The organism is Amycolatopsis sp. NPDC041971, from assembly GCF_055588925.1.
The window spans coordinates 256748-269623 of sequence record NZ_JBVJCE010000008.1 but is presented as its reverse complement, the minus strand read 5'-3'; the positions used below and the strand labels follow the sequence as shown (position 1 = coordinate 269623).

Here is a 12876-nt window from a genome sequence, read left to right as displayed (position 1 = left end):
CGGCCCTGCCCTGTTCGCGCCGTCTTCCCGTGAAAGCGAGTGTTGCCATGACCACCAACCCCGTCGCCGACCCGGCCACATTCACCGTGCTGATCGAGGTGGCCGAGGAACGCGCCCGGCAGGATGCCAAATGGGGCCGCCAGGACCACGCCGACGGCACCGGGCCGGACGAGCCGAACCAGGTCCGGTTCTGCGTGAACGCGGCCGAGGCCGCCGACTTCGCCCGCTGGCGCACCGACCTGGCCGCCCGCCACGACGGCCCGACCTTCGCCGACCTGCTCACCGAAAAAGCCTTCGAAGCCCTCGCCGAAGCCGACCCCGCCGCCCTGCGCGCCGAACTGGTCCAGGTCGCCGCCGTCGCCGTGTGCTGGATCGAGGCCATCAACCGCCGCGCCCAATCCGCGCGGCCAGCCGGGTTCGCCCCGGGCGACGTCGTGCGCAACCGCGGCACCGGCGAGCTGCTGACCGTCACCGGCGACCCCGACCTGTGGGACCCCCGCTTCTACGAGCCCGCCGACACCGCCGGGGCAGAGGTCGGCGAGTGACCGTGCAGACCGATGACGACGTCCTGATCGGGTCGCTGTTCTCCGGCTACGGCGGGCTGTGCGAGCTCGCCGCGGCGCCGCTGCTGGGCGGCCGGGTGGTGTGGCACTGCGACAACGACCCCGCCGCGGCGAAGGTGCTCGCGCACCACTGGCCGGACACCCCGAATCTCGGGGACATCACCCGCGTGGACTTCACCACCGTGCCGCCGGTGCGGGTGCTCACCGGCGGATTCCCTTGCCCGGACGTATCCGGCGCGGGCCGCAAGACCGGCCTCATGCCCGGTACCCGGTCCGCGCTGTGGTCGGTGATGCGGCACGCCACCGCCGTGCTCCGCCCCGAGCTCGTGCTCATCGAGAACGTGAGAGGACTTCTCCATGCCCCAGCCCATAGCGACGTGGAACCCTGCCCGTGGTGTCTGGGAAACGAACCGGACAACCCTGCTCTGCGAGCACTCGGAGCCGTACTCGCAGACCTGGCCGACCTCGGGTACGACGCGGCATGGTGTGGCCTACCCGCTTCCGCCGTGGGAGCACCCCACACCCGATACCGGATCTTCATCGCTGCTGCCGACACCACAAGCCAACCTCGGCAGCAACGGTGGCTCCCAGCACCCGGGCAAACGCCGGGCCGGCGGGCACTCGGTGAGCTTGGACGACGTCGTCTCGCACTTGCTGCCGACGCCAACCGCGAGCCCATACGGCAGCAACCAGAGCCCATCGGCCGGTGCGACCGTCCGGCCCTCGCTGAACACGCTGGCCTCCCAGCTCCAGCCGGATGCTGGGGAGAGTACGAGCCCGCTATTCGCCGATGGGAACAGGTAACCGGGCAGCCCGCGCCCGCGCCGACCGTGCCCGGCCGGCGCAGCAGTGCCGTCCTCAACCCGGCGCTGCCGGAATGGATGATGGGCCTTCCCGCCGGCCATATCACTGCCGTGCCCGGACTCACCCGTGCGGACATGCTCCGCCTCCCCGGCAACGGCGTCGTCTCAGAGCAAGCCATCGCCGCACTGCGCTACCTGCTGCCCCTGCTCAGTTTCCCCGTCCGCACCCCGGAAGACCCGGCCCTGCGGATAACCGCCTGAGGTTCACTCCACCCCGTTATGGAGGCAAGCTGATGACCTTCACAACCCTCGACATGGACCGCCCCGATGTTCTCGCAGGCACCCCACCGCCGGAACTGGGACTGGGCGGGACCCGCACCAGTCACCGGTGGGCGACGATGCCCGGCAACTGGGACCGCCTCAACTGCCGCGCCCTGTGGCCCACGGACAACGCGTGGGGCATCCCCGCCCTGCCCCGCGCCACGTTCGAACCTGCCCGGCTGGTGGCCTACAACGACCGCCGCGCCACGGCCACCGCCGGGCCCGGGGCCGCGGTGCACTTCTTCCTCGACGACTACCGGTTCGAGGTCGTGTGGTCCAAGCCGGAACGCGGCCTATCCCGCTGCGCCACGGTGGGCGCGGCGCTGACCCCGGATTTCAGCCTGTACCGGGACATGCCGCTGGCGATGCAGCTGTGGCAGGTCTACCGGGCGCGGTGGTGCGGCGCGTGGCTGCTGCACCACGGCGTCACCGTCGTCCCCACCGTCAGCTGGTCCACAGCGGACTCCTACGACTTCGCGTTCGCCGGGATCCCGGCCCGGTCGGTGGTCGCGGTGTCCACCGTCGGAGTGTGGCGCGACCCCGTGGCGCGCAGCCTGTTCGCCGCCGGGTACGCCGAAATGCTGCTCCGCCTGGAACCGGCCCTGGTGCTGGTGCACGGCAAGCCACCAGCCGAGCAGGTCCGAGGCTGCACGCCGATCCGGTGCTACCCGTCGCGCTGGGACGGCGGTGACCGGTGATGGGCGGACGAGGATCCTCCCTCGGCAAGGGAAACCGGCCGCCCGCCACCAGCAGCGGCAGCAGCGGCGGTCCGGCGCGAGTGGAACCGGCCGTGCCCGCAACCGAGCAACCTCGGCCCGAGCCGGACGTCCCGGAGGACACGCGGCCCCAGCCGGACCCGGCCACACCTGCACCGGCCGACGGCCCGGAGGCATCGATCGAAGACCGCATCCGTGAGGCCGTGGCCGCACTGACCGCGAACGGCAACGGGTGGGCCGGAATCGTCGACATCCGCAAGGCCCTCGCCGACGTCGACCAGGCCGAGGTCACCCAGGCCCTGCGGGACATGGCGCGCGACAACCCCAACATCCACCTCGCCCCGGAATCCAACCGCAAGGCCCTGACCGACGACGCCCACGCCGCTGCGATCACCGTCGGAGGCGAGCAACAGCACATCATCGCCATCCAGCCCGAGCAGGACCCCGCCGCGCTTCAACGCGTCCAAGCGGCGGGCTTCGCCGACGCCACCGACAAGGACCTCGAAGCGGCACGCGTTCACCACGGCACACCGTCCTCGGTCTACGACCAGATCCGGGCCGAACAGAAACGCCGCGCCCAGGAATGACCGACCCTGCTCGCTTCGGGCCCTGACCAGCCGGGGACGCGGTCGCCGTCCAACGGTGCCGCCCCCCGGCTGTGAGCACCCGTTTCCACACGAAGAGATCGCGGAGGTACGTCATGTCCGCAGAACCCGCCACGAACATCCGGGACTTCCCGGAACGCCCCACCCCCGCCGGAACCCCTGTGCCTGCCAGCGAAGACGGACCGTCGCCGTGGCCGGACCGGCCCGCGCCGCTGTCGACCTTGCGGGCGCTGTCGCGGTTCCCGAGCGAGGCGCTGCCGGGGTGGCTGGCGGACTTCACCGACGCGGTCGCCGAAACCATGCAAACCCCGGTCGACCTTCCCGGCGCGCTCGCCCTGGCCACCTTGTCGACCGCCGCCGGAGGCCGGGTGATGGTCAAGGTCCGTGACGGCTGGGCCGAGCAAACCACCCTGTTCACCGTCGTGATCATGGAACCATCCGCGCGGAAGTCCCCGGTGTTCACGCTGATGACCGAACCCATCCGGACCCTGGAACGGATGCTGCGCGACGAAGCCCGCCACAGCATCGAGACCGCGCGGATGCAGCAGCAGATGGCCGAATCCGCCCGCGACAAAGCGCAGAAGAAAGCCGCCGCCATCACCGGAGAGGAACTCACCGACCAGCAAGCACAAGAGGAAGCCATCGCCGACGCGGTCGACGCCGCGTTGCAAGTCGACTCGATCGCGATCCCGCACCCGCCCCAGCTGATCGCCGACGACGTCACACCCCAGAAGGTCGCCACCATCCTCGCCCAACAGGGCGGCCGGCTGGCGGTGCTCTCCGATGAGGGCACCATCTTCGAAATCGTCGCCGGACGCTACAGCGGCAACGTCAACGCCGAAGTGTTCCTCAAGGGCTACAGCGGAACCGAACTCCGGGTCGACCGCGGCGACCGCTCCGAATACGTCGCCCGCCCCGCCCTCACCCTCGGCCTGACCATCCAGCCCACCGTGATCGAGGACCTGCCACCGAAACTCCGGGGAAACGGCTTCCTCGCCCGCATCCTGTTCGCCCGCCCCATCCCCCTGTCCGGCCGCCGCAAGATCCGGCCCGACCCGATTCCGCAAGAGGTCGCCGACGCCTACACCGCCAAAATGCTCGCCATGGCCACCGCGCTCCACGGCTTCGAAGAACCCGTGACACTCACGTTCTCCCCGGCCGCCGACGACCTCATGGCCGACATCGAAGCCGAGATCGAGCCCCGGCTCGACCCGCACGGCGGGGAATGGGCCGACATCGCCGACTGGGCCGGGAAACTCGCCGGCCAAACCGCCCGCATCGCCGCCCTGCTGCACCTCGCCGAATACCCGCGCACCGCGTGGAACAACCCGCACATCGCCGACACCACCGTCGCGAACGCCTGGCGCATCACCCAGTACTACGCCACCCACGCCCAAGCCACCCTCGAATACATCGGCCAAGACGACACCATCCGCATCGCCCGCCGCATCCTCGAACGCCTCAGCCGCCGCGACTGGGAACTCGGAGACCGGTTCACCATCCGCCAGGCATTCCAGAAGATCCGCACCAAACAAATGAAAACCGACGAATTCAAACGCGGCCTCGAACTGCTGGCAGACCTCGGCCACATCGCCGCCGAAACCCAGCCCGAACGCCCCGGCAAAGGCGGACGGCCACCCAGCCCGCACTACTGGCGCCACCCCCTCTACCGCACCACCTGACCCACCTCCGCCAGAAAGGGGTGCGCACAGAACCCTCACAACCCTCACAACGTCCCGAGCGGCTCGTTCCCGCAGGTCACAGGCTTGATCGGCAGGTGTGCCGACGTCGCACAAAACCTCGCACAGAACTTCTGTGTGCACACAAAACCCCCGGCCGACACCGCAAAGTCAAACCCGGCTGTTTGCCACCGACAGTCACCGAAAACGCCTCGGGGCCGAGTCCAACGACCCGGCCCCGAGGTTCTGTGCGCACACAGAAGTTTTGTGCACGGTTTTGTGCGCACAACCAGCACACGCCAGAAACCAGCCCTGAGCTGAACAGACTCACCGCTCCTGGAGGTTCTGAGGGTTGTGAGGGTTCTGTGCGCACCCCCGATCCACGGGTCGATCCGTCGACCACGCACCGTCACGCCGAGAGGACCATCGTCATGGCAGCCAAATCTCGTGCGATGAGTCGCACGTCGCGAACGCACCGGGCGATCACCACGTCGGTGGTCGACGACGAACAGCTGACCATCAAGGAAGTTTGTGCCCTGCTGAAAATCGCCCGTTCCACGTTCAGCGAATGGCGCGACAAAGGCGAGGCTCCGCCGTGCATTCGGCTCCCCAACAACCAAATTCGTGTTTCTCGATCAGCGCTGAACCGCTGGCTCAATGGCCGCCTGGAGGCTGCATGACAGACCAGGTGTCGTATGACGTGAAGATCTGGGCGCTGAAATCGCGTCGGCATCGCAGCGGGAAGGTGTCCTATCGGGTGCGGTGGACGGTGGCCGGCCGGGAGTTCGGTGAGCCGTTCCGGACATTCAAGCTGGCGGACAACTTCCGCAACGACCTGATCAGCGCCTCGAAAGATGGCGAGGGCTTTTTGGTCGAGGAGCCCGGATTGCCGACGTCGATGATCCGCAAGGAGGTCTCGAAGCTCTCCGCATTCGAGCTGGCCTGTGGGTACGTCGATATGAAGTGGCCGGACGCGTCCCCGAAGTACAGGCGATCGTTGGCCAGTTCCTTGACCGGTATCACGGTGTCGATGCTGCAAGGCCAGATCACCGGGATGGACGGGAAGGTTCTCCGAAGAGCGCTGACGCAGGCGTTCAACACCACGTTGAGAACCGAGCGGCTTCCGCCCGACGTCACCGCGGTTCTCGACGAGGTCGCGGCCGCGTGTCGGCGCGCGGACGAGTTCGCGACACCGGACGTGCTGCGCTCAGTGCTCAGCGCGATCGATCGCAATATCGACGGCTCGAAGGCGGCGCCGGACACGGTCCGGATCCGGCGGGTGGCCTTGCGGGACCTGCTCGATTTCGCGGTGGAGCGGGAAGTTTTCGACGCGAATCCTCTGGAGGAGATCAAGGTAAAGAAGCGCAGCTACGAGATCCAAGAGGTCGACCCGGGCGTGGTCGTGAACGACATCCAGGGACGGATGCTGCTCGACGCGGTGCGCGAGACCCATCCGGAACTGGTCGCGTTCTTCGCGCTTATGTATTACGCCGGCCTCCGCCCCGAGGAGGCCGCCGACCTCAAGTTGTCCAACCTGCCGTTGCCCCTGGACGGGGCGGGATGGCTCAACCTGGAAGGGGCACGCCCCGAGGTCGGCGGGGAGTGGACTGATTCCGGCGAGGCATCCGAAGCGGGGCCGCTCAAGCACCGGAACGTGGGGGCAAGTCGGCGAGTCCCCTGCACGTCGGAGCTGACCGCGCTCCTGCACGCGCACGTGGTGATCTTCGGCACCGCGCCGGACGGCCGTCTCTTCCGTGGCGTGCGCGACGGTGGGCGGCTGAGCAGCTCGGTCTACGGACGAGCATGGGCGGCCGCTCGCGCGGCCGTATTCACACCCGAGGTGGCTGCTGGCCCTCTCGGCAAACGACCGTACGACCTCCGTCACGCGGCCGTGTCGACATGGCTCAACAACGACGTGGAACCCACCCAGGTCGCGAAGTGGGCCGGACACAGCCTGGCGGTGCTCCTGCGCGTCTACGCGAAGTGCCGGTCAGGCGGTGAGGTGACTGCCCTCCAGAAGCTCGAACGCGCCTACAGCAGGACCTGAGGGGCCATAAGGCGTGCGCCCGCAATGCGCCCGTGGATAGACCTGAACAGCCGGTTACAGCCGTACACAACCGGACAACACAAGATCGGCCCGGCGACCTGTTCTTGCTGGTCACCGGGCCGATCCTGCTGGTGTGGCGAGTGAGGGATTCGAACCCCCGAAGGCTGTGCCGTCTGATTTACAGTCAGATCCCTTTGGCCGCTCGGGCAACTCGCCGTGGCCGGGTGTCCCCGGCCGAGACGAAAGAATACCCAATGCCATGGCGGGCCGGTCAACCGGGTTCCGCAGGGCTAGGGTGGAAGCTCCTGACAAGCGAGTACGAGGTGTGAGAACACGTGGCGGATCCCTCTTTCGACGTGGTGAGCAAGGTCGATCGCCAGGAGGTGGACAACGCCCTGAACCAGGCCGGCAAGGAACTCGGTACCCGATTCGACTTCCGGGGTACCGGGACCAAGATCGACTGGTCCGGCGAGGAAGCGATCACGATCGAGTCCGAGACCGAGGAGCGGGCGCTGGCGGCGGTCGAGGTGTTCAAGGAGAAGCTGATCAAGCGCGGCATCTCCCTCAAGGCCTTCGAGGCGGACGAGCCGGCGTTGTCCGGCAAGATCTACAAGATCGGCGGTAAGATCCTGCAGGGGATCGCGTCGGACAAAGCGAAGCAGATCGCCAAGTTCATCCGCGACGAAGGCCCCAAGGGCGTCCAGGCGCAGATCCAGGGCGACCAGCTGCGGGTGTCCGGCAAGAAGAAGGACCAGCTGCAGGACGTGATCGCCTTGCTGAAAGGCAAGGACTTCGAGATCGCGCTGCAGTTCACGAACTACCGCTGAGCGCGGCACCGGCAAGGCCACCTTCGGGAGCTCCGAAGGTGGTCTTCGTCCTGTCTACGACGCGGTGATCGTCCAGGTCCCATCGCCTTCCAGCGACACGAAGGCCGGGCCGGACACGGGCACGCTGCCCTTGTAGTCGCCGAGCTGGTTCACGGGGAGCTCCGCGTAGTCGCCGCTGCGCACCCACACCGCGGTGTTCCCGTTGCCCTTGGTGGTGACCGCGACCGACGAGACGGCGTCCGGCACGGAGAAGACCGCGTCGCGCTTGCCCGAGAGCGGTTTGCCCGGCTCCAGCACGGGCAAGCCGCGTTCGTCGGTGATGGTCAGCGTCCAGGCGGCGTCGGCCTTGACGGTGAACGTCTTCGCCTGGTGGCCGGGCATGTCGTTGATCCACTGCGTGCCCTTGTACGGGCCGACGTCGTTGACGATCAGCTCGTTCTCGGTGTTGACCGCGACATGCCCGGAACACTTCGGACAGTCGAAGGTCACGAAGCCGATGCGCATCGGCCAGGCCATGGGGACCGACGCGTTCCCCTTCCCCGAGTGCTTCTCCGCCGGCCGCGGGCCGGGCCGCGGAGTGGCGGTGGAGGTCTGCGGCGGGGTCGCCGAAGGTGAGCGCAGCCCTTCCGGAGCGGCCGCCTGCGGGACGACGCGGCCCAGGTTCGGTGGCGAGCAGGCCGGCAGCCCCACGGTCAGCAGCGCGGCGCTCAACGCCGCGCACAAGCGCCTGATCACGTATTTCCCCCTGGTCGAACCCGTCCTCGGATCTTCGTCAGCCGATAGCCCAGCGTTACCGGCGCACTCGGCCGAGCGATTCAGGACACTCGGACGTGGGCTTCCGCCGCGACGCCTCCGAGGGAGTCCTAAAGGGACAAATTCCCATGCTGTAATCCGGCGATCGCGTTCGAGGAAGGTCACCATGAAGCGCCGTTTCAGCACCGCACTCGCCTTCGCACTGTCACTCACGGTGATCGCGTCCCTGTTTACGTCCGCGCAGGCCGCGGAGCGGCAACAGCTCGTGCCCGGCTTCGGCTCGTACCCGCGGCTCATCCGCCTGGAGCATTCCGCGATCGGCCGCGGCCGCATTCTCGCGTCGCTGACCAGCGAAGACGCGAGCGGCAAGTTCGCCCCGATCATGGAAAGCACCGACGAGGGCCAGACCTTCCACAAGGTCGGCGAGGTCCGCGACCGGGACGGCCGCCGCGGCATGTGCTGCGGGACGCTGTACGAGCTGCCGCAGCGGGTCGGCAGGCTTCGCGCGGGCACCCTGCTGTGGGCCGCGAGCTACCGGCAGGACGCCGGCCCGCAGCGGCGGATCGGCATCAAGATCTGGTCCAGCCGCGACACCGGCCGCACGTGGTCCTTCCTGTCCGAGGCCGCCCGCTCGCACAACTACGACGGCATCTGGGAGCCGGAGTTCGTCGTCGACGCGGGTGGCACCTTGTGGCTGCACTACGCGGACGAGACCGAGGCGCCGCAGTTCGCGCAGGTGATGAACCGGGTCGCTTCCACCGACGGGATGAACTGGGGTACCAAGCAGCGCACGATCGCCATCCCACCCCATCGGGTGCGGCCGGGGATGCCGACCATCCGCCGCCTCCCCGACGGCCGGTACTACCTGGCCTACGAGATCTGCAACTACCGCGACCGCTACTGCGACCCGTACTTCAAGATCTCCTCCGACGGCGCGAACTGGGGCGATCCGCTCGACCCCGGCACCCGCGTCGACACCGCGAACGGCAACTACTTCCAGCACGCCCAGACGATCACCCTGTTCCCCGGCGGCCCGAACGGGGTGCGGCTGGTGATGGTCGGGCAGATCTACACCGACGCGGCCGGTGTCCCGCAGGACAAGAACGGCAAGGTCCTGCTCGCCAACGACAACTTCGGCGCCGGGACCTGGTACGAGCTGCCCGCGCCGGTGCACATCACCGGTATCCACGACAACTTCTGCCCCAACTACAGCTCGACGCTGCTGCCGGTCGACGACGGGAAGAACGTGCTGCAGATCTCCACCGAGTACAACCTCGGTTGCAAGGCGTATTTCGCGAGGGGACCGGCGTTCTGAGCCACCCGGTAGTGTGAGGCCTCGAGCGATCGGCTACGAAGCGGGGGCATCGCATGAAGGGCATCGTGCTGGCCGGGGGCAGTGGGACGCGTCTGCATCCCATCACTCAGGCGATCTCGAAACAACTGCTACCGGTCTACGACAAACCGATGATCTACTACCCGATCTCGGTGCTGATGTTCGCCGGGATCCGCGAGATCCTGATCATCTCGACCCCTGTCGACCTGCCGCATTTCCGGCGGCTGCTCGGCGACGGCAGCCAGTTCGGGCTCAGCTTCAGCTACGCCGAACAGGCCGCCCCGAACGGGCTGGCCGAGGCGTTCATCATCGGCGCGGACTTCGTCGGCGATGACGACGTCGCGCTCGTGCTCGGCGACAACATCTTCTACGGCCAGGGGTTCTCCAGCAGGCTTCAGGCCGCGGTGACCTCGCTCGACGGTTGCGTGCTGTTCGGCTACCCGGTCAAGGACCCGCAGCGCTACGGCGTCGGCGAGATCGACGCCGACGGCAAGCTCCGCTCCATCGAGGAGAAACCCGAGAAGCCGAAGTCGAACAAGGCCATCACCGGCCTGTACTTCTACGACAACCAGGTGACCGAGATCGCCCGCTCCCTCAAGCCCTCCCCGCGCGGTGAGCTCGAGATCACGGACGTCAACCTCACCTACCTGCGGCAGGACCGCGCGACCCTGATCGACCTCGGACGCGGATTCGCCTGGCTCGACACCGGGACGCACGACTCGCTGCTGGAGGCGGGCCAGTTCGTGCAGGTCCTCGAGCACCGGACCGGCGTTCGGATCGCCTGCCTCGAGGAGGTCGCGTTGCGGATGGGCTTCATCGACGCGGACCAGTGCTACGCGCTCGGCGCGAAGCTGGCGAAGTCCGGCTACGGCGAATATCTGATGAACGTCGCGCGCACTCAGGGTGCCACCGGCTGACCAGGCGCTCCCGCAGGGTGTCTCCGGCTTGCGTCGGCCCGGAATACGCTCCGTCCTGCAGGCGCGGGACGACGTCGTCGACGAACGCGTCCAGCCCACCGGGGGCCAGATTGCGCTCCGGAGGCCGACTTGCGTTTAGCCCCCTAATCGCGATCCCGAGGGCGGAGCGCGTTTAGCAGGCTAAACGCGATCCGGCGGGGGGCGTCGCGTTTAGCCTGCTAAATGCGCTCTGGTGGGGCGTCGCGTTTAGCCTGCTAAACGCGACCCGGGCGTCGCGTCGCGATTAGGGGGCTAAACGCGCTCCGGTGGTCAGAAGGGGTGGCGGGCCATTTCTTCGAGGCGCCGGATTCGCTCGTCCATCGGCGGGTGGGTCGAGAAGAGCTTCGAGAGGCCCTCGCCCGGACGGAACGGGTTCGCGATCATGAGGTGCGACTGCGAGACCAGCTTCGGCTCCGGCACGAGCGGCGCCGCACGTGTCCCGCTGTCGAGTTTCCGCAGCGCGGAAGCCAGCCCGAGCGGGTCGCCGGTGAGTTCCGCGCCCGAGGCGTCGGCCTGGAACTCCCGCGAGCGGCTCACCCCGAGCTTCACGATGGCGGCCGCGATCGGCCCGATCAGCACCAGGAGCAGCGCGACCAGGGGGCTGTCGTCGTCCTCGCGGTCGCTGCCGCCGAAGACGCTCGTGAACATCGCGATGTTGGCGAGCACGCTGATCGCGCTCGCCAGCGCGCCCGCGACGCAGGAGATGAGGATGTCGCGGTTGTAGACGTGCGACAGTTCGTGCCCGAGCACGGCCCGCAGTTCGCGCTCGTCGAGCAGGCCGAGGATGCCGGTGGTGCAGCACACCGCCGCGTGCCGGGGGCCGCGGCCGGTGGCGAAGGCGTTCGGGGCCTGGGTGGGGCTGAGGTAGAGCCGCGGCACCGGCTGACGTGCCGTGGTCGCCAGCTCTCGCACGATCCGGTACATCGTCGGCTGCTCGGCCTCCGAAACCGGCCGTGCGCGCATGGCCCGCAGCGCCAGTTTGCCCGAGTTGAAGTAGGCGTACGCGTTCATCCCGAGCGCCACCAGCAGGCCGATGACCAGCGCACCCCGTCCGAAGAAGCCGCTGATGCCCACGATGAGCGCGGACAGCGCGCCGAGCAGGACGACGGTCTTCAGGCCGTTCTGGTGTTTGTGCACGGCGTCCTGCTCCTTCCTTGTCCAGGGCTTGGGGTTACTCATCGGAAACAACGCGATCGGGGGACGCGAAGTTCCTTCGCGTGCCCGATTCGCGGGCTATCGTCGAACCCCGGAGCGATCACGGGGAGGCGCGTGTGCGAGGACCCGAATTGAGCCGCCGGGCCCTGTTCACGCTGGCCGCGACCGGCGTTTCCGCGGTCGCGCTCGCACCGGTCGCCCGAGCCCAGAAAGTACTTGTCGTCGAGGTCGGGGGCACCCCGGAGGCGATAGCGGTGAATTCCGTCACCGGCTTCGCCTACATTTCGGACCCGTCCACCGGCACGATCGTGGTGCTCGATTCGCATACCGGCACCGTCGGCGACGTGATCCCGGTCGGCGGCCAGCCCGCCGGGCTGGCCGTGGACACGGTGACCGACCGGATCTTCGTCGCGAACCCGCCCGGCGGGACCGTCCTCGTCATCGACGGGCAGACCAACGACGTCGTCAGCGTGGTGCCTGCCGGCCCTGGAGCGTCCAGTGTCGACGTCGACGAGCAGGCGAACCGCATCTACGCGGTCAGCGCGCTCACCGGGATGCTCGCCGTCCTCGACGGTGTCGGCTGCCGCCTGCTGGACCTCGTCCCCGGCCCCACGCGGGGGTTGTCGTCGACAGCGGTCGATAGCGGACGCAAGCTCGCGTACTGCACCAGCACGGACACGGACTCGCTGGAGGTCTTCGAAATCCGCGCGGGGAAGTTCACCGGCGGGATCCCGGTGGGCAAGTCACCGACCGGAGTCGCCGTGCACAACGCGACCGGGACGGTGTTCGTCGCTAATTCGGCGATCCATCATCTGTCCGTTGTGGATCCGGGCGAGCGCAAGGAGAAGGCGACCGTGCTGTTGCGCTCGGAGTCTTCGTCGGTGGCGGTCCACGAAGGATCGAACACCGTGTACTCCAACGGAGGACCGAACGGCGTCGCCAAGATCGACGGTGTGACGAACATGCTCACCGGTGACCTGTCACTCGGCGTGAACCCCGGCGCGGTCGCGATCGACCAGCGCACCAAGACGGTATACGTGGCGGATCCCGTACGTGGCAGGCTTTCCCTGATCAGGGATTTCTGAGTACTCACGACCATCTGTACCAAAACGGCGGGT

At 68.0% G+C, this 12876-nt stretch carries 13 protein-coding genes and 1 tRNA gene; 11 read left to right on the top strand and 3 right to left on the bottom strand.

What is annotated here, in order from left to right:
- Positions 1–47 precede the first annotated feature (47 nt).
- The 7 genes from ACZ6DT_RS18895 to ACZ6DT_RS18865 all read left to right on the top strand — a co-directional run bounded on the left by ACZ6DT_RS18895 (position 48) and on the right by ACZ6DT_RS18865 (position 6734).
- Positions 48–545, top strand: coding sequence for an RbsD/FucU family protein (locus ACZ6DT_RS18895; RefSeq protein ID WP_465596401.1), 498 nt, complete (start codon positions 48–50; stop codon positions 543–545).
- Complete coding sequence (locus tag ACZ6DT_RS18890) at positions 542–1627, top strand: DNA cytosine methyltransferase (RefSeq protein ID WP_465596398.1); 1086 nt, start codon at positions 542–544, stop codon at positions 1625–1627. Before ACZ6DT_RS18895 ends, ACZ6DT_RS18890 begins: the two co-directional genes overlap by 4 nt.
- Positions 1628–1659: 32 nt before the next feature.
- On the top strand, positions 1660–2385 hold the full coding sequence (locus tag ACZ6DT_RS18885) for a DUF4417 domain-containing protein (protein ID WP_465596395.1): 726 nt from the start codon (positions 1660–1662) through the stop codon (positions 2383–2385).
- On the top strand, positions 2385–2990 hold the full coding sequence (locus ACZ6DT_RS18880) for a hypothetical protein (RefSeq protein WP_465596392.1): 606 nt from the start codon (positions 2385–2387) through the stop codon (positions 2988–2990). Before ACZ6DT_RS18885 ends, ACZ6DT_RS18880 begins: the two co-directional genes overlap by 1 nt.
- Before the next feature lie 113 nt (positions 2991–3103).
- The gene (locus tag ACZ6DT_RS18875) at positions 3104–4690 is read left to right on the top strand and encodes a YfjI family protein (protein ID WP_465596390.1); all 1587 of its coding nucleotides are present in this window, start codon (positions 3104–3106) and stop codon (positions 4688–4690) included.
- Between the two features lie 362 nt (positions 4691–5052).
- A complete protein-coding gene (locus ACZ6DT_RS18870; protein ID WP_465596387.1) occupies positions 5053–5367 on the top strand; it encodes a helix-turn-helix domain-containing protein in 315 nt (104 codons plus the stop codon).
- Entirely contained in the window at positions 5364–6734 is a 1371-nt protein-coding gene (locus tag ACZ6DT_RS18865) for a tyrosine-type recombinase/integrase (RefSeq protein WP_465596384.1), read from the top strand. Before ACZ6DT_RS18870 ends, ACZ6DT_RS18865 begins: the two co-directional genes overlap by 4 nt.
- Before the next feature lie 134 nt (positions 6735–6868).
- Here ACZ6DT_RS18865 and ACZ6DT_RS18860 read toward each other — a convergent pair.
- Positions 6869–6950 (bottom strand) — tRNA-Tyr (locus ACZ6DT_RS18860).
- Positions 6951–7069: 119 nt separating this feature from the next.
- Here ACZ6DT_RS18860 and ACZ6DT_RS18855 point away from each other — a divergent pair.
- Positions 7070–7561, top strand: a complete 492-nt coding sequence (locus ACZ6DT_RS18855) for a YajQ family cyclic di-GMP-binding protein (RefSeq protein ID WP_276366293.1) — start codon at positions 7070–7072, stop codon at positions 7559–7561.
- 54 nt (positions 7562–7615) lie between these two features.
- On the opposite strand, the gene ACZ6DT_RS18850 is transcribed toward ACZ6DT_RS18855, so the two are convergent.
- A complete protein-coding gene (locus ACZ6DT_RS18850; protein ID WP_465596381.1) occupies positions 7616–8296 on the bottom strand; it encodes a hypothetical protein in 681 nt (226 codons plus the stop codon).
- Positions 8297–8480: 184 nt separating this feature from the next.
- On the opposite strand from ACZ6DT_RS18850, the gene ACZ6DT_RS18845 reads away from it, so the two are divergent.
- Together ACZ6DT_RS18845 and rfbA are read left to right on the top strand one after the other, a co-directional pair.
- Positions 8481–9629 (top strand): sialidase family protein, encoded by a 1149-nt coding sequence (locus ACZ6DT_RS18845; protein WP_465596379.1) that lies wholly within the window; start codon positions 8481–8483, stop codon positions 9627–9629.
- Between the two features lie 53 nt (positions 9630–9682).
- Positions 9683–10564, top strand: a complete 882-nt coding sequence (gene rfbA / locus ACZ6DT_RS18840; RefSeq protein ID WP_465596376.1) for a glucose-1-phosphate thymidylyltransferase RfbA — start codon at positions 9683–9685, stop codon at positions 10562–10564.
- Positions 10565–10873: 309 nt separating this feature from the next.
- Here rfbA and htpX read toward each other — a convergent pair whose 3' ends face one another.
- Positions 10874–11740 carry a zinc metalloprotease HtpX gene (htpX, locus tag ACZ6DT_RS18835; RefSeq protein ID WP_465596584.1) on the bottom strand — a complete coding sequence of 289 codons (867 nt, stop codon included), beginning with the start codon at positions 11738–11740 and terminating at the stop codon, positions 10874–10876.
- 134 nt (positions 11741–11874) lie between these two features.
- Between htpX and ACZ6DT_RS18830 the strand changes: the two genes are divergently transcribed.
- Complete coding sequence (locus ACZ6DT_RS18830; protein ID WP_465596373.1) at positions 11875–12843, top strand: YncE family protein; 969 nt, start codon at positions 11875–11877, stop codon at positions 12841–12843.
- Positions 12844–12876 lie beyond the last annotated feature (33 nt).

What these genes read in the sequence shown, in the direction of transcription:
- rfbA (WP_465596376.1), top strand. Translation starts at nt 9,683, where the DNA reads ATGAAGGGCATCGTGCTGGCCGGGGGCAGTGGGACGCGTCTGCATCCC.
- ACZ6DT_RS18875 (WP_465596390.1), top strand. Translation starts at nt 3,104, where the DNA reads ATGTCCGCAGAACCCGCCACGAACATCCGGGACTTCCCGGAACGCCCC.
- ACZ6DT_RS18895 (WP_465596401.1), top strand. Translation starts at nt 48, where the DNA reads ATGACCACCAACCCCGTCGCCGACCCGGCCACATTCACCGTGCTGATC.
- ACZ6DT_RS18885 (WP_465596395.1), top strand. Translation starts at nt 1,660, where the DNA reads ATGACCTTCACAACCCTCGACATGGACCGCCCCGATGTTCTCGCAGGC.
- ACZ6DT_RS18845 (WP_465596379.1), top strand. Translation starts at nt 8,481, where the DNA reads ATGAAGCGCCGTTTCAGCACCGCACTCGCCTTCGCACTGTCACTCACG.
- ACZ6DT_RS18880 (WP_465596392.1), top strand. Translation starts at nt 2,385, where the DNA reads ATGGGCGGACGAGGATCCTCCCTCGGCAAGGGAAACCGGCCGCCCGCC.
- ACZ6DT_RS18865 (WP_465596384.1), top strand. Translation starts at nt 5,364, where the DNA reads ATGACAGACCAGGTGTCGTATGACGTGAAGATCTGGGCGCTGAAATCG.